Annotated in this window: 26 protein-coding genes; 8 read left to right on the top strand and 18 right to left on the bottom strand. The window is 47.9% G+C overall.

Annotated features, from left to right (window positions below; translation table 11 throughout):
- Positions 1–103: 103 nt before the first annotated feature.
- From QZ367_RS07650 to QZ367_RS07625, 7 genes are all read right to left on the bottom strand, one after another.
- On the bottom strand, positions 104–376 hold the full coding sequence (locus QZ367_RS07650; RefSeq protein WP_122869455.1) for a helix-turn-helix transcriptional regulator: 273 nt from the start codon (positions 374–376) through the stop codon (positions 104–106).
- Positions 363–692 carry a type II toxin-antitoxin system RelE/ParE family toxin gene (locus tag QZ367_RS07645; RefSeq protein ID WP_291939196.1) on the bottom strand — a complete coding sequence of 110 codons (330 nt, stop codon included), beginning with the start codon at positions 690–692 and terminating at the stop codon, positions 363–365. The genes QZ367_RS07650 and QZ367_RS07645 overlap by 14 nt, the downstream gene beginning before the upstream one ends.
- A 99-nt stretch (positions 693–791) precedes the next feature.
- Positions 792–956 carry a tyrosine-type recombinase/integrase gene (locus QZ367_RS10400; protein WP_367116685.1) on the bottom strand — a complete coding sequence of 55 codons (165 nt, stop codon included), beginning with the start codon at positions 954–956 and terminating at the stop codon, positions 792–794.
- A 28-nt stretch (positions 957–984) separates the two neighbouring features.
- Positions 985–1434, bottom strand: a complete 450-nt coding sequence (locus QZ367_RS07640; RefSeq protein ID WP_291939194.1) for a hypothetical protein — start codon at positions 1432–1434, stop codon at positions 985–987.
- A gap of 87 nt (positions 1435–1521) precedes the next feature.
- Positions 1522–1947: a hypothetical protein gene (locus QZ367_RS07635; protein ID WP_291939191.1), complete on the bottom strand. Its 426-nt coding sequence runs from the start codon at positions 1945–1947 to the stop codon at positions 1522–1524.
- 474 nt (positions 1948–2421) lie between these two features.
- Complete coding sequence (locus tag QZ367_RS07630; protein ID WP_291939188.1) at positions 2422–2544, bottom strand: hypothetical protein; 123 nt, start codon at positions 2542–2544, stop codon at positions 2422–2424.
- A gap of 155 nt (positions 2545–2699) precedes the next feature.
- Positions 2700–5966, bottom strand: coding sequence for a S8 family serine peptidase (locus tag QZ367_RS07625; protein ID WP_291939187.1), 3267 nt, complete (start codon positions 5964–5966; stop codon positions 2700–2702).
- 478 nt (positions 5967–6444) lie between these two features.
- Between QZ367_RS07625 and hcp the strand changes: the two genes are divergently transcribed.
- Complete coding sequence (gene hcp / locus QZ367_RS07620) at positions 6445–7773, top strand: hydroxylamine reductase (RefSeq protein ID WP_291939185.1); 1329 nt, start codon at positions 6445–6447, stop codon at positions 7771–7773.
- Between the two features lie 890 nt (positions 7774–8663).
- Here hcp and QZ367_RS07615 read toward each other — a convergent pair.
- Positions 8664–9494, bottom strand: a complete 831-nt coding sequence (locus tag QZ367_RS07615) for a pyridoxamine kinase (protein ID WP_291939182.1) — start codon at positions 9492–9494, stop codon at positions 8664–8666.
- A gap of 172 nt (positions 9495–9666) precedes the next feature.
- Between QZ367_RS07615 and menA the strand changes: the two genes are divergently transcribed.
- Positions 9667–10569 carry a 1,4-dihydroxy-2-naphthoate octaprenyltransferase gene (gene menA / locus QZ367_RS07610; RefSeq protein WP_291939179.1) on the top strand — a complete coding sequence of 301 codons (903 nt, stop codon included), beginning with the start codon at positions 9667–9669 and terminating at the stop codon, positions 10567–10569.
- 537 nt (positions 10570–11106) lie between these two features.
- On the opposite strand, the gene QZ367_RS07605 is transcribed toward menA, so the two are convergent.
- Together QZ367_RS07605 and QZ367_RS07600 are read right to left on the bottom strand one after the other, a co-directional pair.
- Complete coding sequence (locus QZ367_RS07605) at positions 11107–11394, bottom strand: DUF2695 domain-containing protein (protein WP_291939176.1); 288 nt, start codon at positions 11392–11394, stop codon at positions 11107–11109.
- 369 nt (positions 11395–11763) lie between these two features.
- Positions 11764–13611, bottom strand: coding sequence for an aryl-sulfate sulfotransferase (locus tag QZ367_RS07600; RefSeq protein ID WP_291939173.1), 1848 nt, complete (start codon positions 13609–13611; stop codon positions 11764–11766).
- Positions 13612–13845: 234 nt separating this feature from the next.
- On the opposite strand from QZ367_RS07600, the gene QZ367_RS07595 reads away from it, so the two are divergent.
- Genes QZ367_RS07595 through QZ367_RS07580 form a run of 4 tightly spaced genes read left to right on the top strand, consistent with a single transcriptional unit; the run spans position 13846 to position 17506 of the window.
- A complete protein-coding gene (locus QZ367_RS07595) occupies positions 13846–14502 on the top strand; it encodes a thiol:disulfide interchange protein DsbA/DsbL (RefSeq protein ID WP_291939170.1) in 657 nt (218 codons plus the stop codon).
- 9 nt (positions 14503–14511) lie between these two features.
- Entirely contained in the window at positions 14512–15135 is a 624-nt protein-coding gene (gene dsbI, locus QZ367_RS07590; protein WP_291939167.1) for a protein-disulfide oxidoreductase DsbI, read from the top strand.
- Positions 15136–15174: 39 nt separating this feature from the next.
- A complete protein-coding gene (locus QZ367_RS07585) occupies positions 15175–16824 on the top strand; it encodes a sensor histidine kinase (protein ID WP_291939165.1) in 1650 nt (549 codons plus the stop codon).
- A 1-nt stretch (position 16825) separates the two neighbouring features.
- Positions 16826–17506 carry a response regulator gene (locus QZ367_RS07580; protein WP_291939162.1) on the top strand — a complete coding sequence of 227 codons (681 nt, stop codon included), beginning with the start codon at positions 16826–16828 and terminating at the stop codon, positions 17504–17506.
- A gap of 496 nt (positions 17507–18002) precedes the next feature.
- Here QZ367_RS07580 and QZ367_RS07575 read toward each other — a convergent pair whose 3' ends face one another.
- Entirely contained in the window at positions 18003–18653 is a 651-nt protein-coding gene (locus QZ367_RS07575; RefSeq protein WP_291939159.1) for a thiol:disulfide interchange protein DsbA/DsbL, read from the bottom strand.
- A gap of 162 nt (positions 18654–18815) precedes the next feature.
- Here QZ367_RS07575 and QZ367_RS07570 point away from each other — a divergent pair, with 162 nt between their 5' ends.
- The gene (locus tag QZ367_RS07570) at positions 18816–19658 is read left to right on the top strand and encodes a substrate-binding domain-containing protein (protein ID WP_291939157.1); all 843 of its coding nucleotides are present in this window, start codon (positions 18816–18818) and stop codon (positions 19656–19658) included.
- Between the two features lie 169 nt (positions 19659–19827).
- On the opposite strand, the gene QZ367_RS07565 is transcribed toward QZ367_RS07570, so the two are convergent.
- Complete coding sequence (locus QZ367_RS07565; RefSeq protein WP_291939154.1) at positions 19828–21600, bottom strand: aryl-sulfate sulfotransferase; 1773 nt, start codon at positions 21598–21600, stop codon at positions 19828–19830.
- Between the two features lie 190 nt (positions 21601–21790).
- Here QZ367_RS07565 and QZ367_RS07560 point away from each other — a divergent pair, with 190 nt between their 5' ends.
- Positions 21791–22000 (top strand): 4-oxalocrotonate tautomerase family protein, encoded by a 210-nt coding sequence (locus tag QZ367_RS07560; RefSeq protein ID WP_005872687.1) that lies wholly within the window; start codon positions 21791–21793, stop codon positions 21998–22000.
- Between the two features lie 8 nt (positions 22001–22008).
- On the opposite strand, the gene QZ367_RS07555 is transcribed toward QZ367_RS07560, so the two are convergent.
- From QZ367_RS07555 to QZ367_RS07530, 6 genes are all read right to left on the bottom strand, one after another.
- Positions 22009–22386: a hypothetical protein gene (locus tag QZ367_RS07555; protein WP_291939148.1), complete on the bottom strand. Its 378-nt coding sequence runs from the start codon at positions 22384–22386 to the stop codon at positions 22009–22011.
- Positions 22387–22401: 15 nt separating this feature from the next.
- Positions 22402–22608 carry an NAD-dependent epimerase/dehydratase family protein gene (locus QZ367_RS07550; protein ID WP_291939144.1) on the bottom strand — a complete coding sequence of 69 codons (207 nt, stop codon included), beginning with the start codon at positions 22606–22608 and terminating at the stop codon, positions 22402–22404.
- A 245-nt stretch (positions 22609–22853) separates the two neighbouring features.
- A complete protein-coding gene (locus QZ367_RS07545) occupies positions 22854–23615 on the bottom strand; it encodes an SDR family oxidoreductase (protein WP_291939141.1) in 762 nt (253 codons plus the stop codon).
- Positions 23616–23725: 110 nt separating this feature from the next.
- Positions 23726–24208, bottom strand: coding sequence for a flavin reductase family protein (locus QZ367_RS07540; protein ID WP_291939140.1), 483 nt, complete (start codon positions 24206–24208; stop codon positions 23726–23728).
- Positions 24209–24483: 275 nt separating this feature from the next.
- Positions 24484–24966, bottom strand: coding sequence for a hypothetical protein (locus QZ367_RS07535; RefSeq protein WP_291939137.1), 483 nt, complete (start codon positions 24964–24966; stop codon positions 24484–24486).
- A 245-nt stretch (positions 24967–25211) separates the two neighbouring features.
- Positions 25212–26624: a hypothetical protein gene (locus QZ367_RS07530; protein WP_291939135.1), complete on the bottom strand. Its 1413-nt coding sequence runs from the start codon at positions 26622–26624 to the stop codon at positions 25212–25214.
- Positions 26625–26803: the final 179 nt, after the last annotated feature.

Genomic DNA, 26803 nt, shown 5'->3' with positions numbered 1-26803 from the left:
ATCTTAACTATCGTATCCGCAAGAACCCTGTCTTGAGAACCGACAAAGCTTAATATTTTTTCTTCTGCATTGGTTTGAACATTTATTAGATAATTAATCTTGCTTAAACTATCGCCACTCTTTTGCCGCAAGCTTTTATGTAGTTAAAGAATGTTTTATACTTGATATTATAGGCTCCACTTTCTATTCTAGCTACGGCTGATTGGGTTATGCCCATCCTTTTGGCTACCTCGCTTTGAGTTAGTCCAGCCTCGTTTCTAGCGTCTATCAAAGCTTCTATGGCTTTATATTCGTCCTCCAGCGCATCATATTGCGCTTTAAATTCCGGATTTTTTAGCTCCTCTTTTAAAACTTCTCTAAAATTAACGGTTCCCATCTTTAAACTCCTTTAATCTTTGTTCTGCCAAATTTAGTATACTTTTAGGCGTCTTTTGTGTTTTTTTAACAAAAGTTAGTAGGATTATTATTCTTTTGCCGATTTCATAACAATATATGCTTCTAGCTATTCCTTCATCCGACTTTATGCGTATCTCGAACAGCCCGTCTTTTATGCTTTTAGTGTACGGCTCTCCCAAGGTATTACCCCTAGCCTCTAAGAGCTCGAACATTTTATAGCCTCTTTGTCTAAGTCCGGTCGGCAGCTCCAAGAACTCGTCTTTTATGGCTTCGTTTGCAAATTCTACGCTCCACATCGTAACCCTTTTATACGACTAAATCTTATTATACCATATATGATATAAAATGCAGTTTGTTTTATATGCTTATTGCTGAATAAACAACTTGATATAAACCTACTCATACAAAGATTCCACCATCTCTCGTCCGCTGTCCGGCATTAGTTTAGCGTATCTTAGAGTATGATTGATATCGGAGTGATTCATTAGCTTTTTTATCGTTAGTATCGGAGTGTCTTTTATAGTAAGATGCGAAGCGAACGTATGCCTAAGGGTATGGATTACTACTCTATTGGTTGCGTCGCTTATATCAATTTTGATTAAAGAGCTTATTAAGTAACGGCTGTAAGACGTTTTGAATAGTAGCTTTTGGTTTATTTACCAAAGAGTCGTTCGGAGACAGGGCGGTATAAATTTGATTTATCATTCCTAACGCTTTTTTGCTTAAAAATCCAGCATAAGTGCTCTTTGTCTTAAAATCGCTTATAGTAACTGATTTAGTGGATAGTGCTAAATCCTTTTTCTTGATGTTTAAAATTCCCTCCAACCTAGCTCCTGTGCATAAAGCCAGCTCCACGAATAGCTCTAACGCAAAGTCTTCTTTACTTGCTACTTCTTTGCGCAAAAGCTCTATCTCTACAAGCTCCAAAAATCTCTCCCGCTTGTTATTTGGCTTTTTTAGTTCTATCTTGTATGGGCTAATGTGATTAATTAGGCCTACTTTTATGGCGTGATTAAAAATCGTCCTAACTATACCCATTATGGCATTGATGCGAGATTGCGATAATTTACGTTTGGTTTTAGGGGAGATGATTTGAGAGATATCTTTATGATGCTTGTTTATCGTCTAAGGTGTTATCTGCGTCGTAGTTAGACCCCCTAACTTATCCTTATGGTAAATTTCGTAATCTCGCCTTTGCTCTTTTATGTTGACGGCGTTGCTCGGTTCTTTTTCTAGTTTAAAACTAAAAAAGGCGTCTGCGATTTCGTCAAATTTAGGCGAGATTTTGTTGTTTTTGGCTGCTATTTTTTTAGATATGCTATCGGGAAGCTCTCCGTTTCTTTGTTTGGCGTCGAATTCTTTCTTTTTGTTATATGTGTAGGTTATATTTACGCCTTCGGATTTTGATCCAATTTTAATGTTGGCCTTTTTACCCTCAAGCGTAACTCTCATATAAAAAACTACGTCGCCGTTGGCTAGATTATTAAAGAAAATTCCTGGATATTTATTGACTCCGAACGATGAGTTGTAATTTTTAAGTTTTCCTGCCATAATATCCCCTAAATTTGTTCCCTATTTGTTCCCAAAATTTGCAAAAATGCATGATATTCTAGTGTAACTTAGAATATGCTTAAGCTATTAAATAGCGTATTATAGGGCTTTTTAGAGTATTTTGGAGTGTTTAAGAATTATATATTTTTGAATCCAGCATCCGGAGCCACTTGTATTCAAAATCCCTTTATATTCAACGATGTTTGAAAGCATCTGTTAAATTGCTTTCCTAGCCTAAATTTTAATACGAATAAAATTAAAAATTTTCCTCTACAAAAGCCTAGATTTAGAATTTTATTGTTGCAAAAAGTGTCGTTATTTGCGTCGGTCGTGCATGTGCTCGCAAAGAATAAAATTTAGTTTTACGGGACCTGCTTTTAAGGTTTCGGCGGGCGCCTTATCTTTGCGATTTTTGCCGCTTTGGCTCACATTGCCATTTTAAAAGTGAAATTCGCCCCCGTGAAATTTCAAAACTCATTGTGCGATAGGATATGCGGCTAAATTTATCTTGTCTATGTTTTTGATCACTCCGTCCGCAAAAGCGCTTGACGGGCTCGGCGCTTCGTCTTGCAGAAATAATTTATGTCGAGATTGCATTAAAATAGGCTCTTCGCCTTTCTCTAGCTACGCAAATATCGCAGTTTAGCGATTTTATGTGTATTTTGCTGCGGTTAAATTTTAAAATTTCAAGTGCCGCGCGGGCTAAAGTAAATTTTACTCTAGCCCGCCGCTTTGCAGCCGGGCGAAGCGGGTTAAAACGAAGCCTCGATCTTGGCGTTTAGGCTATTTGATTTCACGTCGTTTCCGAACGCGCCGGTGTACGATAGCCTAAGGCTCGTGTTTTTAAATATCATAGTCTCTACGCCCACGCCCGCGGTGACGAAGTCTCTAAGCTCTTTGCCCTCTAGATCCACGTATCCTGCGTTTGCGACATTCACTCCCGCGCCCGGTCTCGTGTCGCCGAAAAATCTATTGTAGGCTAGATCGAGCTGTGCGGACGAGCTCATGCCACCTATTTTAAACGGCACGCTCGGACTGATGCCCGCCGTTAGGATATTCATGTTTCTAGATTTTTTATCCGTGCTCATCACGAACGGGCCCACATTTTCGCTCATGCCGCCCGTTCTAGCGTAGATGCGAGAGATGCCCAAATACGGATTTATCTCGAAATTTTCGCCGTTAAAGCCGCCGTATGTCGCGCTAGCAAACATATTTATGAGCTTTTCATTGCTCTTAGCGCCGTTGTTAGCGGTGTGTTGCACTATCGTGGAGCTGCCGGTCTTTTTGCGTTTTATGTCCGTATATACAGCGCCTAGATCAAATTTGACGGTCTCTAAGCCTACCTGCGCGTAAAGTCCTGCGTGTCTGTTCGTGTGATCAAACTCCCTGCTGCCGTCTTCTTTGGTCTTGGTTTTTCCCACGCCCACTACGGCTCCCAGTCTTAAGTTTTCACTCAGCGCGCCGTCTAGGCCGACGAGCTGCGTCACGGAGGTGGATTTGAAATTTCCGCTTCCCTCATCCGAGCTAAATTTCATGACGTTTCCCGCGGTGTTCGCCCAGAAGTTGATCCCCGTCTCTTCATCCATGCTTAGCGCGTTAACATTTCTTTTGCGGCTTAAGACAGCGTTTCGGATCAGTACGTTATCGATCACGGCCGCGTTTTGCGCAACGAAATTTGCCTCGTTCGCGAACGTTTTTAGCGTGTCGGAGGCTTGCTGCGGCGTAGCGAAGATGAAATTTCTATATAGATCGCTCGTTCGCACCGCAGGTCTGCTTCTAAAAACGCTCATTAAAGCGGGCTGATTGCTCGAGCCCTCTATCGCGGCGGCGATCAGTTTTTGATTTTTGCCCTTTGCGAAATCCACCATGCCCTTGCTGCCCTTTTTGAAAGTAAGCTCCAGCTTGGAGTCGTTAAAATTTCTTACTAAATCAAAAAACGCGTATTTTCCTAGGATCGTCTGATCGTAGCCTTTGAAACTGCCCTCTACCCAGTACTTCTTCGATTTTGCGGGGTCTTTATATATCTTTTGCGCATCTTCGAAAAGAGGATTTTCTAGATCTACGATGGAATTTTTTTCAAACGTGAGGTTCAAATTCGTAGCTCCTGCCGAAGACATGCCGACTATGCCCGCGTGCGATACGACGTATCTGCCGCCTTGCTTTATCGTCGCCGTGACGGTATCTGAGGTGGCGGTTCTGGTTTTATTTACGAATTCTTTCGGCTTATTGAATACGTCGGTTTTGACCTCTTGGACGGTTAAGCTCTTTTTGATCTTCAAGGCGCCGCCGTTTTCTACGGTCACCTTGCTGTTTTTTAAAGACTGATTTAGCGCCGTGATCTGCCCGCCTTTTATGATCGTATCGCCGCTGTAGGTGTTATCGCCCGCAAGCGTTAGCGTGCCGCCGCCTCTTTTTATCAGCGTTCCTTTATAGCCTTCCGCCGCTCTATGCGCTCGCGCTTGCTCTCTGGCTAGCTCTACGTTGTATTCGGCTCTTTCTTCTGCGGTCAAATTTCCGCCCTTAGCATCGAGCTGTGCTTTGCGCGCCGCCCAAGCCGCCGCATCCGCATCGTCCTCGGTCTTTCTAAATTTTATCGCCTTGTCCGAGATGTCGTTGGACCAGACGTCATCTACGTCCATATTTACGTCGAATTTCCCTAGAAACTGACCCGGTCCGAACATCGCCTTGCCGAGATCTACTATGCCCCAGCCCCACCTTTTATCGGGCACTCCGAGCTCGCTCGTCCAGCCCGAAAGCCTGCTAGTATCGCCCTTTTTGAACGAATACTTCGTCTGTCTCGCCGTCGTTAGCAAGACGTCTCTTGCTTGTTCGTTCGTCATATAGCTATATCTAGACATTATGACGCCCAAAGCTCCCGTTACGTGAGGCGCCGCCATCGACGTGCCGCCCCAAGAAGCGTATCCTGCTTTGCCCGTCTTGACGTCCACGATAGAGGATTTTACTTTCACTCCCGGTGCTGCTATGGTCCACCATTTCGAATGCCCCGCGGTGTTAAATCTTTGAGTATTGCTATCGGTCTGTCCCGTTACGTTTAGCCATAGCTTTTCCGCATCGGGGCGAAAATACGGCAGCATCGCCCTTGTGTAGGACTCCTCCATGCCGTCTCTATTACCCGCGGTAAAGACTTGGATTATTCTGTATTTTTTAGCGACTTCGTATGCGGCGTCTATGAAGCTTTTTTGGCCGCCCGCTACAAATTGATAATAAGCTTTTTTAGCGGTATCTATATCTTTGAGGTATAGATGATGATTAGGCTTAGTAGGATTAGCCGCCGTACCGGGGATCCCGCTGTAACCTTCCGCGCCCGGATAGGAGGAATTTACTCTTCTGTTTGATCCCCAACTATTATTTATCGCTCTTACGCCCAATTTAGCAAGCTCGTTATATACGGCATAGAAGTATCCGTAGTCTTGATTTGGACCGTAGGTCATGCCGTCGTTTCCGCCCGTATTTCCGGAGTATAATCTCGACTCCCATGCCACTCCGTGCGTGCCGCTCCCGTCGCGATTGGCTCCTATCGTACCTCCTACGTGAGTACCATGTGAGTCGTTTATGCCAGCTATCCAATCGCCGTTAGTTTCAAATTTTTGTCCTTTTTTGAATTCGCCCTTGTCCATCTTGTCTTTTTCGTCGCTGCCTTTTTGTTTAAAGGGCGCGTTGCCGAATTCTGCGTCTGGGTAACGCATGCCGTCTTTGGAGTACTCGCCCTTCGCGGTCGCCCCCGTAACCCTGCCTCCTGCGAATTCTTGATGACTTAAAAGCATGCCCGAATCGACTACGCCCAGTTTTACATCTCTACCGGTGGCACCTTTGGCGTAGGCTACCGATGCGTTCATGCTACTTAGACCCCAGTATGCTTTATACTCGTCCGTCTCCCAGCTTTTTATATCGCCTACTTTGCCGGGTTCTATATACTGTGCTTCACAGACATTTGTAAATAGCACGGCGCAAACTGCTGCAGACAGCACATGGGCTCCTTTGAAATTTAGCTTTCTCATACGATCCCTTTCTTTATGGTTTGGTTTTTATAAAAAAATTATTTAATTATAATAACCTTTAAATGAAAATTTAATTAAATATTTTAAAGATTTTATAATAATTTACTTATATTTAAACTCATATCGTATATTCCGATTAAGTGCTAGGATATAATGCAGAGTCGCGTTTAGGTCGGCTTAAATACGCTTTTACTTAAAACGCTCGACTAGAGGAGAGTGTCTCGTCGCAAAATCGCGTGCTCGGCAGCAATTTGGTCATAAGCGTTTACTTCGCGATAGTATACGGCTATAGGCGTTTGCTTCACAGCAGCACGCTCGTTGCGCTATTTGCACCGCATGCCGCAAAGATTTAAATTTCAAATCGTTCTCATTTTATAAGCAACTTTGATAAAATTTAGCCATTTATTGATTATAATCATTTTTTTTTCCTAAATAAAATCTTAAAATTACTAACTAAATTTTTCATAAAAGGATTTCTATGAGCGACAATCTAGAGATGTTCTGTCATCAGTGCCAAATGAGCGCGCCCGAGGGCTGCGGCGCGAAGGGCCAAAGCAAAGGCACCTGCGGCAAGGGCTCTACGCTCGCGCGGCTGCAAGATACGATGATCTTCGGGCTTAAGGGGCTTAGCGCCTACCGCCACCACGCCCGTGAGCTCGGTGCCGATACTAGCGCGGTCGATACCGTTATGGCGGATACACTGTATTTCACGCTGACGAACTCAAATTTTAACTTTGACGAGCATATCGCGCAGCTAATGGCCGTCGGAAGCGCGGGCGTGCAGATGATGGACATCTTAAGCGAGGCGCATACCGCAAAATTCGGCGTACCGACCCCGGTTAAGGTAAGCCAAAACAAAGTCGAAGGCAAGGCGATTTTGGTTAGCGGACACAACCTGCATGCTCTTGAGGCGCTGCTAAAAGCGACCGAGGGCAAGGGCATCAATATCTACACCCACTCCGAGATGCTTCCTGCGCACGGCTATCCGCAGCTTCGCAAGTATCCGCACCTAAAGGGCAACATCGGCAAGGCGTGGTTCGATCAGACCAAGCTTTTTAACGAATTTAAAGGCGCGATTTTGATGACCACGAACTGCATCGTGCCGCTTCGCTCATCCTGTAGCTACGCAGACAGGCTGTTTGGCTACTCTATCGCGGGTACCGACGGGATCAAGCATATCCAAAACGACGATTTTACGCCGCTCATCGAGTGCGCGCTTGCATGCGGCGACGTGAGCATGGACAGCGACGAGAGCTTGGTGACGGGCGGACACTACAAGACCATTTTAAGCCTTGCGCCGCAAATTCTAGACGCGATCAGCTCGGGCAAAATCCGCCGCTTTTTCGTCATCGCAGGCTGCGACGCGCCGGGTAAGGGACGCGAGTATTACCGCGAGCTAGCGCTTAGCCTGCCGAAGGACTGCGTGATTTTGACCTCCAGCTGCGGCAAATTCCGCTTCAACGACGTGGATTTCGGAAACGTGCCCGGCACCGAGCTTCCGCGCTATATCGACCTTGGCCAGTGCAACGACAGCAACGGCGCGGTCAAGATCGCCCTTGCGCTTAGCGAGGCTACGGGTATCGCGGTAAACGATCTGCCGGTCTCGATCGTGCTGATGTGGATGGAGCAAAAGGCGGTCATCATCCTGCTTGCGCTGTTTAGCCTAGGCGTTAAGAATATCAACGTGGGCCCTACGGTGCCTGAGTTTTTCAACGACGAAATTTTGGGCTTTTTGGTGCAAAATTTCGGCCTTCGCCTAATCAGCGGCGACGCGCAGGCGGATCTGAAATACTTCCTGGGCGAATAAATTTTATAGCGAGGCAAATCGGGTAAATTTAATTCGGCAAAGCTTCAATTTTAAATTTACCCTTTATATAGCGCTTTTAGCGGAGCTAGCCGATCCACTCCGCGGCTATTTTGCGCCGACGCTCATATTTAAATTTCACGACTATGTCGTCCGTCTTATTTAAATTTTAAAATCATATAATCTCGCCAAATGCTTCGAAAAATTTAATTAAGTGCTTTTTTACACATTCAAATTCCAATCGTCTTTGCTATTACAATCCTTCTTTTTCTGTGTAAGTATTTATCTTATCCGTATCGCTGCCGCTTATAGTAACCGCTATAGTGTAACCGTCTTGATGCTTGGTATCTCATAAAATTTTCCGTATCATCTCATTTTTCGCTATCAGATATTGCAATTTAGTGCCGTTAATTTTATATCCATCTTTATTTAATTCTTCAAGCATCCTCTCTAATAATCGCTAAAATTTTAAATAATATAGGATTTAAATACGGATTTTAATCTAAATTTTGAGAATACTTTATGAATGCACGGCTTGTGGGAATAAAATTTTAAGCAGATTTTGTGCAAAATTTCAAAATGCAGCTCAAGCTCGCAAGCAGATAAATTCGCTGTAGCCTTGTGTTTAAAATTCCGCGCTAGTGATAAATTTCGCATCTTTACGTCGGTACAAATTTTAAAATTCTATGCAGGAGATAAAATTATAAGCCGTGCAATGTATGAATTCTAGAATTCCACGTCGCCTATAAAATTCCATGCCCTACACGACACATAAATTTTGAAATTTTAAAATTTCACGCAGCAGATAAAATTTAGGAATTTTTTATGGTAAAATTTTAAAGCTCTACCACAAATCCGCTGTCCGCGCGGCGAGTTCCAAATCCGTCTAGAACTTAGATTTTCCTCACCAGCTCGGGAATTATCGCTTCGAAATCGACCCCTTCGTAGTCCTTGCGCTCCTCGTCGCTCATTGTCTCCTTGATCGTGCTTACGACGAAGTCCGCAGCGATTCGAACCGCCGTTTCTAGCGACTTGCCGCGCATTATCGCGCCGAAAGCTACGGCTGCGAAAATATCGCCGGTGCCGTTAAATTTGACTGGCAGCAGCTCGTGAAAATACTCGTTCGTCCTGCCCGTGCGCGCATCGTAGCTGAAAACCCCGCACTGATCGGCGATGTAGCCGATGCCTTTTAAAATAACCTGCCTAGCGCCCAGCTCTCGAAGCCTTGCAAGTAGATCCATGATGAAATCCCTATCCGCATCCTCTCGGTACGGCACGCCCGTGATCGCGCAGGCCTCGGTGATATTAGGCGTGATGACGTCGGCTTGAGCGCACAGAAGCGCCATCATGCGAGCAAAATCCTCATTAAAGCCCGGATAAAACACGCCGTTATCGCCCATGCAAGGATCGACCAAAATGGTCTTGCCCGCGCCGCCGAAGCTCGCAAATAGCTCGCCCATAATCTCGATCTGTGCCGCCGAGCCCAAAAAGCCCGTGTAGATGCCGTCAAACACCACTCCGCGGTCTTTCCAGTGCGCCATGATCGCGCGTATCTGCGAGCTTAAATCGCAAAAGGTGTAGCCCGAAAAGCCCGTATGCATCGATAAAACCGCCGTAGGGATCACACTCGTGCTCATCCCCATCGCGCTTAGTATCGGCAATGCAACGGTCAGCGAAACCTTGCCCACGCAGGATATATCTTGAACGGTAAGAACTTTTTTCATCACAATTCCTAAAATTTTTGGCTCTATTTTACCGCTATTTATATTAAAAAGGCGAATTTAAATAAAATTTACTCTACGAATAGTCTAAATTTATAATATTTTTGGCGTTTTTCCGCTAAATTTTAAATTGAGTTCGCCGCAAATTCGGCGTATAAATTTAAAAAGGCAAAAAATGATAACCGCAAAAGCTCTCTATGCATCCGCTCGCCTTAGATCGCTACCTCTTAGCGTCTCGGGCGTACTGCTCGGTAGCGGCGTGGCATACGATGCGGGCGCGTTTAGAGCCGATATTTTCGCGCTGGCGCTGCTTACGACGCTGTTGTTTCAGGTACTTAGCGACTACGCCAACGACTATGGCGACGCGGTAAAAGGCACCGACGATGATGGCAGGCTGGGGCCGCGCCGCGCGATCCAAACGGGACAGATGAGCGCCAAGCAGATGAAGCGCATCATCGTCGCTACGGCGCTGCTTTCAGCGCTTTGCAGCTTCACGCTGAGCGTTTTGGCGTTTGGCGAGCGATTTTATCTCGTGCTACTGTTTTTAGCGCTAGGCGGCGCGTCGATATACGCGGCGATCCGCTACACCGTGGGCGCCGGCGCATACGGATATAAGGGACTTGGCGACGTTTTCGTGTTTTTGTTTTTTGGGCTACTTAGCGTGCTGGGCTCGTACTTTTTATACGCGCGTTCGCTCGATGCGGCGCTGCTGCTGCCTGCGTGCGCGTGCGGGATGCTAAGCACCGCCGTGCTAAATTTAAATAATATGCGCGACGTACAAAACGATGCGCTCAAAGGCAAGCGCACGATCCCCGTGCGTATCGGACTGCGCGCGGCCAAGCGCTACCACTACGCGCTAATCGCGGGCGGAGCGGGGCTAATGCTCTGCTACTCGCTTTTGCGCGGAGATTCGGGCGTAAAATTACTCTATATAGCGAGCTTCATGCCGCTTATTCGGCACCTATTTTTCGTTTTGCAGGTGCGGGAGTGTCGCGATTTCGACGGACAGCTAAAGATCGTCGCGCTCTGCACGTTTGCGATGTCGGCGCTGTTTTTAGTCGGGGAAATTTTAGGCTAAATTTAAATGCCGCGCAGATAAAATTTACGTCGGCACCGCAGCAAAGTCCTCTCGCGTAAAAGCGCTTTGTGCGAGTTTTCCTAATCTTGCAATCAACCTGCTTGTCGCACAGCAAAGCGTCTGCGGCAAGCTCGCTCAATGAAAACGTCCATAGCATATCTCTGTCCGCCTGATGGCTACCGCAATAAAATTTAAGGGGGCAAACTCCAGGTCTCCGCGCCGTCTTGTATCGTTAAATTAAGCGAGCAATACCGCTCTTAAGTTCATACAAGCCCCGTCACACCACGCTTTAATTGCCGTTTTGACGGCGAGTTGCCCGCCTTTTGCGTCAAATTTAAAAACTATAGCATTAATTCTACAAAAGGCCCGCATGTTTGGCGCGGTGGGCTTTGTGCTTATTGCACGGCGGCAGTTCGCACCGCAAACGCTGCTTTAGCCCTACTTTTGAGCCCTCGCGCCGCTAAAATTTTACTAAATTTTACGCACTGCCTCTTTGAAACGACGCTTGCGAAACCCTATCTCTCTGCGCACAGCCCCTTAAAATTCGAAGCAATTTTGCACGTTGTTTAGAACTTCGCGGTCGCAATATCCGCCATTTTGCTCGCAAAAGTCTAGGACCGCCGTCTCATTCAGCGCGCGCCGAGCTCGCAAAAACTCCAGCGTGAGGCTATGCGTACCGTCGCAGTCGCGATGCGCCAAGCCCTCGTCTAGGAACTCAAATAGCCCCTCAAACTCCGCCCTATTCATAGACAGGCTCTTTTCAAATGCATCTCGCTGCCGCTGTGCCGCGAGCTTTTTGAGTTCCTTTTTTCTGGATTTTTCCACTCTTTTTCCTTTGCTGCGCCGCCTTGCCGCACGAATATCCTTTGGGCGCATTAACCTCATACCCGTCGTCCCCTGCCCTCAAGCGGGATGCAAATTTCATCCAAACCGTGCGCTACCTCGTCTATACCGAAATAACGCTTATTAATTTTAGCAGAGCGAAATTATAGCAAAAGCGGAGCGCGAAATCGCAAATCCGATGATTAAATTTTATCTAGAACAAAGAGCTATGTTTTCGGCTAAATTTTGCCGTACCGAGGGATAAAATTTAGCAAATTCGGATGAAATTCTATCGAGTAGATGTGTAGAATTTGACCATAATCTAAAACAAAAGCGGCCGCGCCCGAAACGCGACCGCTAAATTTTAAAATTTTACTTCTCAAATGCCTTTTCTAGGCTAAACGGAAACGCCTGATAGCCCATCGCGTTGGTCATTTTGATTTCGATTGACGGCTCTTTTGCCCCCCATTCAAACTCGTCGATGTGAGGGCTTGGCATTCCCACCGGGCGGCCCTTGGCGATGTCAAACTGCATGCCCGCAACCGCAGAGTAGACCATCACGCTATCAAGGTCGTCTTGATACTGCGCGAGCGAAGTGACCGAGCTGTACCACTCGCTGCCGCGCTGTTTGCCGTATTCCCAGACTTGCTCGACGGTTTTAGCTTTTTCGTCGATTTTGTAGACGACCGCGCGGGAGTATTTCATACCCGCCATCGCAGGCTGCTCCATGCCGCGGGTGTCGCCGTTGTCAAAGACGGTGAGATAGACGACGCCTTTTTTGGACTTGCTGTCGATGCGAAACGCCGTATGCTGTGTCCACTGCCAGTCAAACCCGCCCGTTTCGCTCTCGTAGCCCGGGCATTTTGAGTATTCGTCCTCGCAGACGATCTTTTTGCCGTCTTTATCCACCGGCTGAAGCAAGTAGCCCTTAAACTGATCCTTCCAGCCTTTGTGCGCGCCCATTATCCACTTGACTTTTTTGTCGCGGCCGATCTTGATGACGGCGTCTTGGTGGCGGCTGGAGATGATGATACTATCATCAGACGGGTCGTAGTCCACGCTATTTACGTGCGCCCAATTGCGTCCGGGGCCCGAGCCCACGATGTCGCCCCATTTTTCGTTCGTATCCATCGCGGCTAGCTCGTCCGTGCTCGCGGTGTGGCCAGCCTTGCTGGCGTCGATATTTAGGCACACCGCGCCCTGATCGAGCGTTTTTAGCACGATGTCGCGGTAAGGATCTAAAATTTCATATAATCTAAAATCATCTACGACGTTGCCGTCGCGATCAACCTCGACGATGACGTCGCGCACGGTGCGGACGTTTTTGCCGTCGGCGCGTTTATAGTTGGCGTTTGCCGCGCGGAGGAAGTAGTGGCCATTTTGCGCAACGTCCATGGAGTGCGAGAAGTCGTTGTATCCCGCAGGTAGCTCGCGGTTAAAAATTTCGCGGCCCATTATGTCGTATTTGGCGTATCGCTGCCCATAGCCCCACGTCATCGCGCCGTCGTCGTTTTGTTTAAAGCCCATCATGACGCCCGCGCTAAAGGGCTGCTTGAGATCGTAAATTTTACTCGGCTCCAGATACCAGCGCACTTCGCCTTTGGTGTCTAGGATGAAGTTATTCGGGCTGTAGTTCCACTCGATCGCGCCGCCTGCAGGGTTGTTCCACACGACTTTGGTGCCCTTGCCGGTTTTATTTACGAAGTTATTTACGTAGTAAAGGCGGTTGGCAAATTTGGCGCTCGGAGCCTTCACGACTTCGATTTTATCAAACAGCGCGCCCTTTTGAGACGGCATGCCCGAGCTCTCTAGATAAATCGCAGGAGCGTAAATTTTATAGGTTTCTTTTACGTGCTCGGTTTGTCCCTTGTAAATTTTATCGTACTCGACCTCGACGGTGTTTTGATAGTCAGGGTAAAGTCCGAAAACAGGGATTCCGCCGTGCGTGCGAAGGTGCTTGTCGGCGACTTTATAGCTGATAACCTGACCGCCCGGCTTTGGTACGATAGTAACTTTGGCGTTTGCTAGCGTGTAGCCGCCGTTTTTGATCACCGCCGTTAAAGGCGCGATGTCGTATGGGTTTACGACTACTTCGCCGATCTTGCCCGGGATGCCGTAGTCGATGTGTGCGCCGCTAGGTCCGCCGATAGCCAGCGCGGCCGTGCTTAGACCGCCTAAAAGCGCCACAGCTAGCGCAAATGAGGAAAGAGTTCGCTTCATCTTATTCTCCTTTGAATTGATTTGATACCGTAATTTTAATCAACCTCGCTAACGTAGAAATCACGCGTTTATTAAAACTTGCTTAATTATAAAAAATAATTTCAAATTTTGACTTTTGTGCCAAAATTTAGTCGAAATTTTATAAATTTAATCTAAAATTTATCTTAGCGTGAGTTTTGCGGCGGCGAGAGAATATAAAATTAACGCAAACAAAATCATTTTAAGGAGCATTCCATGAACCTACTTTCTAAATTTAGCAAAGGCTTTTTAGCCGTAGCGATGTTTGGCGCCCTTAGCGCGTCAGCATTTACCGAGGGTGAGGACTACGTAAAGCTCGAAAAACCGCTATCCGTAGAGCAAAACACGCTGGTTAAGGTCTTTAGCTACGCATGCCCGTTTTGCTACAAATACGACAAAACCGTCACCCCAAAGGTCGTAGAAAAGGTTGCGGGGCTAAAATATGTACCGTTTCATCTAAAAACCAAGGGCGAATACGGCGAGGCAGCGAGTAAAATTTTTGCCGTCTTAGCCGTGATGGACGAGGAAAAAGGCGTAAGCCTGCTAGATGAAAACTCGCTGTTTAAAAAGGCTAAATTTGCCTACTACAAGGCCTATCACGATCAAAAGCAGCGCTGGAGCGACGGCAAGGACGAGGCTGCGTTTTTAAAGACGGGGCTTGACGCGGCCGGCATTAGCGAGGCGGACTATCAAAAAAAACTAGAGGACCCAAAGGTCGCCGAACTGCTTAAAAAATGGGACGAGAGCTACGACGTAGCCAAGATCCAGGGTGTGCCGGCGTTCGTCGTAAACGGCAAATACCTCATCATGACGAAGTCCATCAGCTCTATCGACGGCATGGCGCAGCTAGTAGAAGAGCTGCTTAAAAAATAGGGCGCGGGCATGAAATTTGCGGAAAAAATAGCGAAATTCGGCGATAGCCGCATGCCGTGGGCGATCCTCATAGTAGTGAGCATAGGGCTTGTTATCCTCGCGCACTCGCTGTTTCAAAACTACGTCTATATGCCGCCTTGCGAGCAGTGCGTCTATATCCGCTTTGCATTTTTGTGCATGGCGCTAGGAGGGCTAGTCGCGATCGTAAATCCTAAAAATTTGCTCCTCGCGCTCGCGGGCTACCTGCTAGCCTTTTGGGGCGCGATCCAGGGCATAATGTATAGCGTCAAGCTCGCCAAGATCCACGACGCCGTGCACGGAGACGATCCGTTCGGCGTACAAGGCTGCTCGACCGAGCCACACTATCCGTTCGGCCTGCCGCTTGAGCGGTGGGCGCCGGATTGGTTCTTGCCTACCGGCGACTGCGGCTACGATAATCCGCTAGTGCCCGAGGGCGTCACGCTAAGCGGCTTTCAGAAGTATCTCGTCGATCTTTACGAGGACGGCTGGTACCTGATCCCGTCAAGCAAATTTATGTCGATGGCTGACTGCACGCTAATCGGCTTTGGCGTCTGCTTCGTCGTGCTTGCCGCGATGTTCGTTTGCAAAATTTTAACTCTGAAAAAAGCTTAAATCGGTCTAAATTTAGACCGATTTTGCTATACTCGCCGTATGAAAGCCTTACGCGAACATAATTTTAAAATTTACTTCATCATCATTTTCGCAAGCCTTTTCGTGGTGCTTTTGGGCGTGAAAAACTACGAGGACGCCAAGGCGCAGATCACGACGCTCGCGGATAAAAACAAGATCGCCGCTAGCGAAAATATGGTCGGGAATTTCTCGTTTTGGCTGGATGAGCGGCTGCACTCGCTGGTGCGTGCGGCTAAATTTATACAAAACGCGGGCATCTCGCAAGACGGCGAAAAACTGGGCGACTTCATACGGCTTTTTAAAGAAAACTCAGCAGAATTTGACGCCTTGCAGTTTTTGCGCGAGGACGGAGAAATTTTCGTAGACAGTAAGGAGCTAGGGGGCTATGGAACTATGTCAAAGAGCCTGCGTACGGGGCTTGTTTGGTTTGAGGAGACCAAAAGCACGCTCGCACCCACGGTAAATTTTATGCAGCGCCATAAAATTTTAGGCGAGCCGACGCTAAATTTATGCGTGCCCGTGCTGGACGGCGGCTCGTTTGCGGGAGTGTTTTGCGGCGTGGTGAAGTTGCAAAACATACTAAAAAATATGGAAAAATTTAAGCTAGCACCCGATTCCTACGCCTTTATCGTCACCCACGGCGGCGAAATTTTAACGCCGATGAAGGACGCGGCGCTAAAAAAGCAGATCGAGGATAAATTTAAAGAGCTTTTTTTGCGCGATGAGGACATCACGAGCCTAAATATCGGCTCAAATTTCATCTCCGTCGCCGAGATCCCCACGCTAAACTGGTTTATAGGAGCCGGCACCGATAACGAAAAGGAGCTCGCCGCGCTGCTTAACTCCGTGCTAAAAAACGCCCTCATCCTGCTTTTTGCGTTCGCAGCGCTGGCGTTAGTGGCAAATTTCTTACATAACTTTATGTACTCAAAAATCAAAAACCTACAAGACGACTACGAAGCCCTGCTCAAGCACAAAGCCCGTATGAGCGAGGCGGGCGAGCTAATCAGCGGTATAAATCATCAGTTTATCCAGCCGGTTAATTCGCTAAATTTGATGATCTCAAGCCTACTCATGCTGCAAAAAGACGGCAAGCTAGACGCCGCCACGCTAGAGAGTATGCTGCAAAAAGGCCAAGCCGCGACCGTGCTTTTAAGCGACACGATCGAGATTTTTAGAAATTTTTATAAAACTAGCGACAGTCCGCAAAAATTTAGCGTGCAGCGCTGCATCAAAGACCTACTAAAGCTAATGCACACCGAGCTTAGCAAGGCAAACGTCGCGGTAAGCCTGCGCGAGTTTCAAGACGAAGAGGCCACGCAGCGGATGGGCATCGTGCAGCAAATTTTGCTCATCCTCATACACAACGCCAAGGACGCGGTCGTGGAACGATACAAAGATGAGATCGCCAAGCGGCAAATTTTTATCGACGTCAAATTTGAAAACGGCACGTGCAAAATATCCGTCACGGACTACGGCAGCGGCGTGAGTAAGGAGCTTCGGGATAAAATTTTAACCCAGCCAAAAACTACCAAAAAGCAAGGAAGCGGTATCGGGCTGTATTTCGGTAAAAAGCTCGCAAACGAGAAGCTTTCAGGCGACGTCAAGCTACTAAGCGCGGGCGATCCGACGACGTTTGAGCTGAGCTTTGAGATAAATTTAAAGGAGTGAGATGCAAGAGCATTTAAAGCTACTCAAAGACCTGACCGTCCTCATCGTCGAGGACGACGAGATCGCAAGGGAGCTGCTAATAGGCGGACTAAAGCCGTATTGCCTGAGCGTCTGGGGTGCGGGCGACGGGCTAGAGGGGCTGGAGCGCTTTAAAAAGCTAGCCCCCGCCATCGTCATCACCGACATCCACATGCCCGCGATGAACGGCTTTGAGATGATGAAGGAGATGATGCGCATAAAGCCCGCGCAAAAATTTATCGTCTTTACCTCCTACGACACCGACGACAATCTCATCAAAAGCATCGAGCACGGCGCGGCGTCGTTTCTAAAAAAGCCCGTCGATATCGCCGCGCTTTGCCGCCTGCTAGTGGCTCTAACCTACGAAAAGGACGAAAAGCTCGTGCGCCTGAGCCCGCAAACGAGCATAAATCTCACCAAAGAAAAGATCTACAAAAACGGCGAGGAAATCTATCTATCCTTTTTGCAAAACAAGCTCTTTTGGCTCTTTGCGTATAATCTAAACAAGCTCGTGAGCTACGAGATGATCGAGGAGTTCGTCTATGAGGGCGAGCAAACGAGTAAGGGCGCGATACAAAACGTCGTGCTGAGGCTAAAGCGAGAGCTGGGGGTTAAATTTAAAAATATCAGTGAAAGTGGATATATACTGCTAAGCGGCGAGTAATCTAAATTTAGCGGCTTGTCTTTTTGCCCTATACTTCGTTGGATTTCGCTGCGGGCTGCAGTCACGTATTATATATACGCTCCTTTGCCCTTGCTTATCCGCCTCGTCTATGACAAAAATACTTCACCTTGAAATTTCTACGTTCAAATTTGGCATTAAATTTTATTTTGCGGCTCGTCTTTTTCCGTCATACTTCGTTAGCGGCTCGCTCGGGTTCGGTCACGGACGAGCGAGTCCGCTCCCTCGCCTCGTTTGCCGCTGCCTCGTCTGACGTAAAATACTTCACCTTGAAATTTTACATTTAAATTTAAAGTCAAATTTTTAAATTTTAGCTCAAATTTTACTCGCCGAAACCCGTGCCTTGAAAACGTAAAATTTAGTCGTTATCGTGCCGCGCGGCTTAGCGATAAAATTTACTGGAAGCCCCGCGGCCAAATTTAACGCGGTGCATAAAACAAAATTTGCTTTGGCGCGGCTAAATTTAATGCGACAAGACCTATTTCGCCAGCAGCTCCTTTACCGCGGCGGCCATTTCATCGACGGAGCCGAACGAAGCCGTGTTTAAGAGATACTTGCCGCTGACGACAAATGCCGGCACGCCTGAAATCACCGCGACTTCGTAGCCCGCGTCCCACTGCGCGAGCAGAGCCTGCGCCTTTTTGCTAGCAAGCGCAGCTTCGTATTCGCTCATGCTCACGCCCGCGGCATCCAGCGCGGTTTTGATGAACCTTTGTTTATCACTGCCGCCACCAAAATCGTCCTTTTTGTCGTGGATCGCTTTGTAAATCGCGAATTTCGCCTTTTTAAATTTTGACTCATCGCTTAGTAGGCTCACATCGTCCTTTTCATCAAGCACGATGAGGGCTGCGAATACGCCGCTTGCGGTCTGTCCGAACACGCCTTTGGTCTTTAGATGCCACGGCAAAAACTCCGTCCCATCAAGCTTTTTCATTAGCTGCGGCGTGACCGTCCTATCAAACACATAGCAGTGCGGACACTCGTAGTTAAAAATTTTAACGACGCTGTTTTTCGGCACGTTTAGCGGCTTTTGCAACACTTGATAATTAACGCCCTCCTCTAGCGCGTTTGCGCCCGAGCCAAGTAAGCAAACGGCAGCTAAAATTCTTAAAAATTTAGCGATTTTCATAAAATTCCTTTGCGGTAAATTTTAAAGATTGTATAAAATAAAGGGTAAATTTGAAATAAAATCTAAGCAACGAGCTTCTTTTTTAATTCTTTAACCATTTCGAGTTTAAGTTCCTTGGTTGTATAATGCCTGAAATTTTACATTTCAAAACAAGGAGTAGCTATGAAAAAGTCTATTTGTATCGCGATTTTGCTATGCGCCAGTTTGATGGCGAGTGAGTGCACCGCAGTGTATGGAGATGGAAAAACGGAGCTAAAGCTTGCTACGGGAAGCCCGGGAGAGCTTGGGCTACTCGAAGTTTTATCTAATGAATTTAGCAAGGCAAACGACACCAAAATTTGCTGGATAAAAGCAGGAAGCGGTCAGACTCTCGAACTTTTGAAAAATAAAAAGATAGATATCGCTATGGTTCACGCTCCAAAGGCGGAAATAAGCGCCGTAAAAGAGGGCTGGGCTACGCAAAGGACGTTGATCGGATCAAACGAGTTTTTTATCGTAGGGCCTAAAAACGATCCCGCAAAGATAAAAACCGCCCAAAACGTAACAGAGGCCTATACCGATATAGCCAAATCCCAAAGCCTTTTTTACACCAGAGCGGACAACTCCGGAACTCATAAAAAAGAGCTTAGTATCTGGAAAATGGCAAATATCGTTCCGCAAGGCCAGTGGTATGAGGCAAATAAAGATTTTATGTTAGCGACTCTTTTAAAAGCTGATAAAAACGGAGCATATTTTATGAGCGATAGCAGTACTTGGGTCGTGGCGAAAAAAGATATAAAATCCAGCGAAATTCTATTTCGTGGCGATAAATATCTAATAAATACGTATTGCGCCCTAAGACAAAACGATAGCGATACTGCCGAAAGCAAGAAATCGAAAGATTTTATAGATTTCGTAGCTTCAAGCGCAGGGCAAGAGATAATTAAAAATTACGGTAAAGACAGATACGGCGAAGGGCTTTACAACGACGCTGCATACGCTCAGAAATATTTTATAAGCGAGTAGAATTTAAGTCTTAAAAGATAAAATTCGGCAAATTTGATAAGCCGAATTTCGACGACGCGGTGGGTAAAATTTAAGCAAGCGGGTTAAATTCCAAACCGAATTTAACCCGCCGCAGTAAATTCTAAATTTACTGCGGCAATCCCAGCAAATTTAATCTCGCCGCGAAATTTTAATAATCAAAGATATTCGGATCGATCACCATCGCACGGTAGGCTACGTCGTCTCTAGACGCAGACTCCACGTCCATTTCAAATTTAACGTCGTTTGTTTTAGGGTCGATCTCCACTAGCACCATTTTGATCGTCTTATCGGGCTTTAGCAGATAGACGTTCGAGCTTGAGATGAAGTACGTGCTTTTATCCTTTTGCCACTCCACGACGCTAGTAACCGCGCTGTAGAAATCAAATCCGCGCTCCTTGCCAAACTCCCACGTCTGCTCGACGGTGCCCTTTTGCTCGTCGATCTTATACTCGACCGCGCGAGAGTATTTTTGCTCTTTTAGCGCAGGCTGCTCCATGCCGCGGCCGTCGCCGTTGTCAAATACGCTTATATGCTTTACGCTGCCCTTGTTGTCGTAGCGCGGAGTCAGCCACGCGGTGTGCTGCGTCCACGACCAGTCAAAATCGCCCTCGCATCTTGAGTTTTCGCATTTTATTTTGTTGCCGTTTTTATCCACGGGCACTAGCACTTTTTCTTTAAAGTCCGCGCTCCAGCCTTCAGGCGATGCGAGGATCCATTTTACTTTTTTGTCGCGGCCGATCTTCACGATGCCTTGGTGGCGAAGCGAGAGGATGATGCCGTCGTCGCTAGGGTCATATGAGATCGAGTTTACGTGCGCCCAGTTGCGTCCCGTGCCGGTCGAGGTCACGTCGCCGAATGGCAGATCGTCGCTGATTTTGATCTCTTTGGCGTCCATGTCGATATTTAGGCACACGGCGCGAGCATCAAGAGCCTTGATGAGGTTGCTGCGGTAGACGTTTTTGCCGAAAATTTCATTCAGATCCCACTCGTCCACGACCTTGCCGCTGCCGTCCACTTCGATGATGTGATCTCTGATCGTGTGCGAAATTCTGCCGTCTGCGTGGTGATAGTTGTATTTACCGACGCGAAGCAGCAAGTGATCGCCTTTTAGCGGCATCACCTCGTGGCTAAGGTCGATGTAGCCGCGCGGCAGCTCGCGGTTATACACCTCCTTGCCCATAATGTCGTAGCGCATATATCGCTGCGCCATACCCCAGCTCAGATCGCCGTTTGGCAGCTGGTGAAAGCCCATCATCATGCCGCCGTCCATCACTCTGCGCTCGCTGCGGTCGTAAAATTTCTGATAGTCCAGATACCATCTGACCTCGCCCTGCGTATCGACGACGAAATTTTCGGTGAAGTCGTTCCAGCTAGCGGCACCGCCGTTTTTCCAATCAAGCGGCTTATAAACGCTCGTGATGGTGTTGTTGATGAGATAGAGCCTGTTTTTAAACGCAGGATCGACCTTTTTGACCTTCATCTTTTGCATATGGCTAAATCTATAATCGCGGCTATACGTTACGATTGGCTGAGCATAAATTTTATACTTTTCAACCTTCTTTTCGCCGTTAAAAACGTAGCTTACTTCGACCTCGTTTAGATAATCCGGATACAGCCCCCAGATCGGCACGCCGTCGTGCGTCAGTAGCGCATGTTCGGAGACGTTATAGGCGATGTCGATGCCGCCGTTAGGTTTTCCTAGCACCCGCACGTGGATATCCTTGATGTCCTTGCCCGCCCTATCGATGACGGCCGTAAGAGGCGCCACGTCGTATGGGTTGATAAACACCGAGCCAAGCTCGCCTTGGGTTTTTACCTGATGCGCCAAAACGCCCGCACTCGCAGTCTGAGGCACCGCCATAAACGCGCCGCCCACCAAGACCGCAGCCAAAACGATAGAACCGAAAAAATTCTTACGCATATTCGCTCCTTTTGGGTAAATTTATCAAAGTTTTACTACTACCAAATCACATAATAATCATACTAGCTTTAAATCAAATTTAAAGTTAAATTTTAATACATCTACTTAAATTTTAGAACGCAAGCGAGACGGGTAACAGGCTAAAATTTGATATAATTAGCCCTGCTTTATCAAAATTTAAGGAGAGAAAATGCCATTCGTAAATATAAAAGTAGCCGCTCCGGAGCCTACAAAAGAGCAAAAAAAGCAAATCATCGCCGAGATTACGAATACGCTAGCACGCGTATTAGGCAAAGACCCAGCCGCAATACTCGTGATGATCGAAACGCTCGGTATGGACAGCATCGGTAAAAGCGGTCTAAGTCTTGAGGAGATCAAACAAAATAAAGAGAAAAAATGAGCGAATTTTTATAGGATTTTGAGCCAAAAATCACGCTCGCAGCGGGCGATACTTGCGCCGCTAAGCGGTCTAAATTTACCGAGCACGCAGGCGGGCAGCAGTTTAAAAACCGCCGCCGCGAGCCGTTCTAGCGGGCGAGCATCAGGTCTCTCGCCCAAGATTATCGGCGGACGGACGATCTGAAGACTCTCAAAACCAAGCTCGCTCACGCGCCGCTCAATACGTCCTTTGGCGCGCAGATAAAAGCTTGGCGAACCCTCGTTCGCACCCGGAGATGATACGAGCACAAAGCGCCGCACGCCCGCTGCTTTGCCCCACTTCGCCGCCGCATAGACGTAGTCCACGTCCACGCGCAAAAACGCCTCGCGCGAGCCCGCCCGCTTCATCGTCGTGCCCAGCGCTCAAAAAATTTCGTCAAATTTATGCGGTGCGATATCCGAGATACCCTCAAAATCAATGATCCGCGCGCGAAGCTTAGGGTGGCAAAAGCCTATCTCGCGGCGCGCCCATACCTCTACCTCATCGTAACCCGGGCTCTCGCAAAGCTCGCGTACCAGCTCTCTGCCCACGACGCCCGTAGCGCCAAGCACCAAGGCGGATTTTCCCATTTTCGCTCCTTGATTTTCTTTAAATTTTATCGCGCTTTGCAGTCAAATTTAACTCCGGCGCTACGTTATTCTAAATTTTACGCGCATATCGTCGGCACGGCACGTAGCGCGATCTATAAATGCGTAAAATTCAAAGGCGCCTGCCTGCGCAGCTTGTCGCTACGAAGCTAATCAAGTCCTGCTCGCACGTAAAGAAGCAACTTAACAGCGCAAGCTATAAGTGAGCTTGCGCCTCGCCCGATCCGCTATTTGGCGGCTGCTATATAATTAAATTTCGGTTCGCTAAGTTTAAATTCGAAGCTAGCCAAATCCACCTCTCCGATGCATGCATCACTATCGTAAAGCGTGAGCAAAAATTCTGCCGTTTGTTCGCTGCTGTGGTATTGCGAAAACGCCGCATCGTAATCAAATCCGCGCTTTCCCGAAGCTACGTCGCAAAACTCGCTTTTAGTCGCGGCGGGAGCTAGAACTTTAGCCTGCATTTTGGCGTCTTTATCCTGCGCCAGCTCGTGGCTCAAACCCTCGGTGAAAGCGCTTACGAAAAATTTTGTAGCGCAATACGGCACGACGCCGGGCGCCAGAAAATAGCCGCCCACGGAGGAGATGTTTATAAGCTGAGTTTGTTTGCGTTTGTAATCTCGCGTAAATAAGCTCGAAAGTATCGCGAGCGCGGTTACGTTTAGGTCTATCATTCTTACCGTTTTTTGTAAATCCTGCTCTCCCACTAAACCAAAATCCCCAAAGCCAGCGTTATTTATGAGCGCCTTTAGCTCGTAGCTTTTTAGCTCGTCCCAAAGCGTCAGGACGTTCTCGCTATTCGCAAGGTCGCAAATTTTAATCACGACGTCTAGTTTGGGCGCGATCTGCGCGATCTCGTCCTTTAAATTTTGTAGTAGCTCCGCTCTGCGCGCGATTAGGATCAAATTTTCTCCGCGCCTCGCAAACGCCTTTGCCGCGGCCGCTCCGATACCCGAACTTGCGCCGGTGATGACGATATATTTTTTCATTTTCTATCCTTTCTTGAGTTCTTCAGTTTGAAATTTTACTAAAACCCGCCGCGTATTCACGCGTGCGCTCGTTTTAAATTTACAAATTCACCCGCATTTTGCGGGGCGGTTTATTCGTCGCTTATGGGCGTGCGCTTGGTATCCACCGCCTTGCCGTCTAGATAATACCGACCGCCGGCGACGTAGTGAAGCGTTTTTAACTCGTCAGGGATCTTTTCAAACAGCCAGCGTCCGCCGTCAAAGATCCGCTCGTCCGCATACGCCGCGACGACCTCGCCGATGAAAAGATCATAGCTCTGCTCGTTATGAGGCTCGGGGATACGCTTGCAAACGAGCCATGCGGCGCAGCCCGCGATCAGCGGCACATCGAAGTCATCTTTATAAAAAATTTCCACGTTTTTCATCTTGTCCGCGTTATCAAAGCGCGAGTTGTTCTCGGCGCCCAGCTCGCTAACCAGCTCCGCCTGCGCTGCCGTGGGGATCTGCACGGCGAAATACCCGCTCTTTTCGATGAGCGTCCTCGTGTACGAGCCGTTGTGCGGCACGATGGTAACCTTGTCGTAGTCAAGCGCCTGCGCCCACGTTATCGCCATCGCATTGACGTCGCCATCGTATTTGGCCGATACGAGCGTGGTCGCGCCCGGATTTAGGATACGGTATGATTTTTGTAGATTGACTTTTATGACCTCAATTTTTGCTTCTTTGATTAAATTTTTATAGACGGCAGATACTGCTAATAATCGAATCAGCTCGGTATTAATTTGCTCTAAATTTACGTCTTAGCCTGCTGAGCAGGCCTAAGTCCTGGCGCGTTTGAGTTAAATTCTTTCGCGGCGCGCGAAATTTAGCGGGCTTAAAATTTCACCCGCTATTTTCTGCGGATCTTATAGCCCTTGCCGATTTTTGTTTTTAGCAGCGAAATTTTGCCGTCTTTCGAGACGTAGTAGCCGCCCTTAACTTTGCTTAAAATTTCGCTCTGCGGCAAGCTCGCCCAAAAAATTTCTACCCTGCTTTTATCCGCGGAAAATATCCCGTAGATCGCAAGCGTAGCGTTATCGGGGTCGTGCAGCCTCACGTCCGCGACATCAAAAACCTGCACGCAGCTATTCTTGATCTTTGAAAAGCTCTGCCCCGCGGCGACTAAGCAGCCGTGCTCATCCGTGCCGCCGCCTACCATCGGCCCCTGCACGGCGGGCACCTTGCAGACGCCTTCGCTCACGCCGCAATCTGCAGCGGCACTTTCACTCCTCTCATTCATTGCATTTGCCGCCTTGCCCAGCTTTGCATCGTGCGCCGCGCAGCCGCACAAAAGCGCCGCCGTAAAGGCCGCGATTAAAATTTTACCTCTCATCTTTACTCCTTTAAATTTTATTTCGCCCTAATAGGCGCAAATTTACGCGCCAAATCGGCGTAAATTAACGCTTTCATCAAAACCGCAGAATTCTACCGCCGCTCGGCTTAAATTTTATCCACGCGCTCGCCAAAGCCCGCTTCGGCGTTAAATTTTAAATCTCATGCGTCGCGCCCAAATAAAGCCCGAGCGCCGCAATATTCGCACGCTGTTTTATCATCGTGGCGCTCACACCGCTTGATCGGTCAAAATTCCGCGTTTTGCTCCCAGATACGCTCTTGCGACTTCGCGTCCACCGCCGCAAGCTCAGCTAGCTTGCAAAACGCCTCCCAAATCTCCTCGCGCTCCATAGTGTCGATGCTATGCTTGGCGTCTATCGCGTTAAAAACGGCGATAAATTCTTTTAAAATTTCGGTTTTCTCGGTCTTAAGCTCATTGCTTGCAGGTTTTGCTTCGAGGGCACTTAGCTTCTTGTGCGCGCCTGCATAAGCCCTCATCGCCTTTCTGGCAGTCGCCGCGCCCACGCCCTCTCTGCCGTCCCAGCGGCGCAGCGGGTTGTTTAAATTTAGCGCCAGCCACTGCTTGCTTCGCGGCTGCTTGATTACGAGGCTTTCTATACCCTTAAACTGTGCTCTAGCCGCCTCGCAAGCGCCTTTAGGCACCGACCAGAAACAAAGGCGTTTTAGATGCGGCAGCTGCGCCCTAGTCGGAAAGCGTTCAAATCCGTAAACGTCACTTAGCCAGACGTCTTTTAGATGTTCAAATTTAGCGAGCGTGTCGATGTTTTTTAGCGTGCCGCCCTGCGCGTTAATGAAAATTTCGCGCAAATTCGGAAAGCTCGCCGCAACGCATGCGAGATCAATGCGCTCGCCGCGTTGCGAAAATATCTGTAGATCGCGCAGCTTTTCAAGCTCGCAAATGCAAAATTCGCCGCCGTTTAGCTCTAGTTGGACGCTCAAAAGCTCGCCGTCAAAGGGGCAGTGCACGCTTTTTAGCCGCGCGATATCGCCGTTTATCACGAGCCGCCACAGCGAGCCGTTTAGCGTGATCTCCTCCGTGCCGCTCGCGTGCAAAACTAGCTGCTGCAGGTGCGTGCACGAGATATCTAGACTTTTGGCGGTGCAGTTTAGCTCAAGCTGCGTCATCATCGGCGTTGCTTCTAAAAAATTTTTTAAATTTTCATCCCAAACCGCGCTTTTCATATCGTAGCAAAACGGATTTTGCCGCGCTAAATCGGCATAGAATTCCTTGCTTTGCGGCTGCGAAATTTCAAGCTTTTGCTTACGGACGTATTTAAATTTAGCGCGAATATCCTTGGGAAGCTCATTCCACGCAAGCTGCATATAGATCTGTTCGATGCTTTGCAAGCTCACGTACTCCGGCGGCTCGCAAATCAAAGCGGCGTTGCCGATGAAAACGGGCTCGGCGTCTAAAATTTCATCTGCGCCGAGATAAAATTCCCCGCGCTTCCAAAAGTGATGATCGAAGTAAAACGGCTTAAGCTTTTCCGCTTCTTTTAGCCCGGGCGGCACGCTCGTAAAGCCGTCCAAAACGAGCGCGACTAGCCCCATCTGAGCACTTAGGATCTGCGCGGTAAAGTACGCGTTCCGCCTCTTAAGCTTTACGGCGAAAAGATCGCCGATTTTTGGCTCGGTCATTTCCGTCCTTTAAATTTTAATCTGTCCGCGCCCGTTTGACGAGCGTGGATTTTAACGGAGCTGCGAGCTAAATTTAGCTCAAATCCGCTCCGCCATAAGGCGCTACTTCAAATCAAATTTCATCTGCACTCAAAGCTGCTCGCGCCACGTTTTAAGCGCGCTTAAGAGCGCAAAACTAT

The organism is Campylobacter sp. (assembly GCF_019423325.1).
Classification (GTDB): Bacteria; Campylobacterota; Campylobacteria; order Campylobacterales; family Campylobacteraceae; genus Campylobacter_B.
This window is presented reverse-complemented; position numbering and strand designations above follow the sequence as displayed.

Excerpts from the sequence above, each read along its gene's own strand:
- QZ367_RS07650 (WP_122869455.1), bottom strand. The coding sequence starts at position 376 with ATGGGAACCGTTAATTTTAGAGAAGTTTTAAAAGAGGAGCTAAAAAAT.
- QZ367_RS07645 (WP_291939196.1), bottom strand. The coding sequence starts at position 692 with ATGTGGAGCGTAGAATTTGCAAACGAAGCCATAAAAGACGAGTTCTTG.
- QZ367_RS07640 (WP_291939194.1), bottom strand. The coding sequence starts at position 1,434 with ATGGGTATAGTTAGGACGATTTTTAATCACGCCATAAAAGTAGGCCTA.
- QZ367_RS07635 (WP_291939191.1), bottom strand. The coding sequence starts at position 1,947 with ATGGCAGGAAAACTTAAAAATTACAACTCATCGTTCGGAGTCAATAAA.
- QZ367_RS07630 (WP_291939188.1), bottom strand. The coding sequence starts at position 2,544 with ATGCAATCTCGACATAAATTATTTCTGCAAGACGAAGCGCCGAGCCCG.
- QZ367_RS07625 (WP_291939187.1), bottom strand. The coding sequence starts at position 5,966 with ATGAGAAAGCTAAATTTCAAAGGAGCCCATGTGCTGTCTGCAGCAGTT.
- hcp (WP_291939185.1), top strand. The coding sequence starts at position 6,445 with ATGAGCGACAATCTAGAGATGTTCTGTCATCAGTGCCAAATGAGCGCG.
- QZ367_RS07615 (WP_291939182.1), bottom strand. The coding sequence starts at position 9,494 with ATGAAAAAAGTTCTTACCGTTCAAGATATATCCTGCGTGGGCAAGGTT.
- menA (WP_291939179.1), top strand. The coding sequence starts at position 9,667 with ATGATAACCGCAAAAGCTCTCTATGCATCCGCTCGCCTTAGATCGCTA.
- QZ367_RS07600 (WP_291939173.1), bottom strand. The coding sequence starts at position 13,611 with ATGAAGCGAACTCTTTCCTCATTTGCGCTAGCTGTGGCGCTTTTAGGC.
- QZ367_RS07595 (WP_291939170.1), top strand. The coding sequence starts at position 13,846 with ATGAACCTACTTTCTAAATTTAGCAAAGGCTTTTTAGCCGTAGCGATG.
- dsbI (WP_291939167.1), top strand. The coding sequence starts at position 14,512 with ATGAAATTTGCGGAAAAAATAGCGAAATTCGGCGATAGCCGCATGCCG.
- QZ367_RS07585 (WP_291939165.1), top strand. The coding sequence starts at position 15,175 with ATGAAAGCCTTACGCGAACATAATTTTAAAATTTACTTCATCATCATT.
- QZ367_RS07580 (WP_291939162.1), top strand. The coding sequence starts at position 16,826 with ATGCAAGAGCATTTAAAGCTACTCAAAGACCTGACCGTCCTCATCGTC.
- QZ367_RS07575 (WP_291939159.1), bottom strand. The coding sequence starts at position 18,653 with ATGAAAATCGCTAAATTTTTAAGAATTTTAGCTGCCGTTTGCTTACTT.
- QZ367_RS07570 (WP_291939157.1), top strand. The coding sequence starts at position 18,816 with ATGAAAAAGTCTATTTGTATCGCGATTTTGCTATGCGCCAGTTTGATG.
- QZ367_RS07565 (WP_291939154.1), bottom strand. The coding sequence starts at position 21,600 with ATGCGTAAGAATTTTTTCGGTTCTATCGTTTTGGCTGCGGTCTTGGTG.
- QZ367_RS07560 (WP_005872687.1), top strand. The coding sequence starts at position 21,791 with ATGCCATTCGTAAATATAAAAGTAGCCGCTCCGGAGCCTACAAAAGAG.
- QZ367_RS07555 (WP_291939148.1), bottom strand. The coding sequence starts at position 22,386 with ATGAAGCGGGCGGGCTCGCGCGAGGCGTTTTTGCGCGTGGACGTGGAC.
- QZ367_RS07550 (WP_291939144.1), bottom strand. The coding sequence starts at position 22,608 with ATGGGAAAATCCGCCTTGGTGCTTGGCGCTACGGGCGTCGTGGGCAGA.
- QZ367_RS07545 (WP_291939141.1), bottom strand. The coding sequence starts at position 23,615 with ATGAAAAAATATATCGTCATCACCGGCGCAAGTTCGGGTATCGGAGCG.
- QZ367_RS07540 (WP_291939140.1), bottom strand. The coding sequence starts at position 24,208 with ATGGCGATAACGTGGGCGCAGGCGCTTGACTACGACAAGGTTACCATC.
- QZ367_RS07535 (WP_291939137.1), bottom strand. The coding sequence starts at position 24,966 with ATGAGAGGTAAAATTTTAATCGCGGCCTTTACGGCGGCGCTTTTGTGC.
- QZ367_RS07530 (WP_291939135.1), bottom strand. The coding sequence starts at position 26,624 with ATGACCGAGCCAAAAATCGGCGATCTTTTCGCCGTAAAGCTTAAGAGG.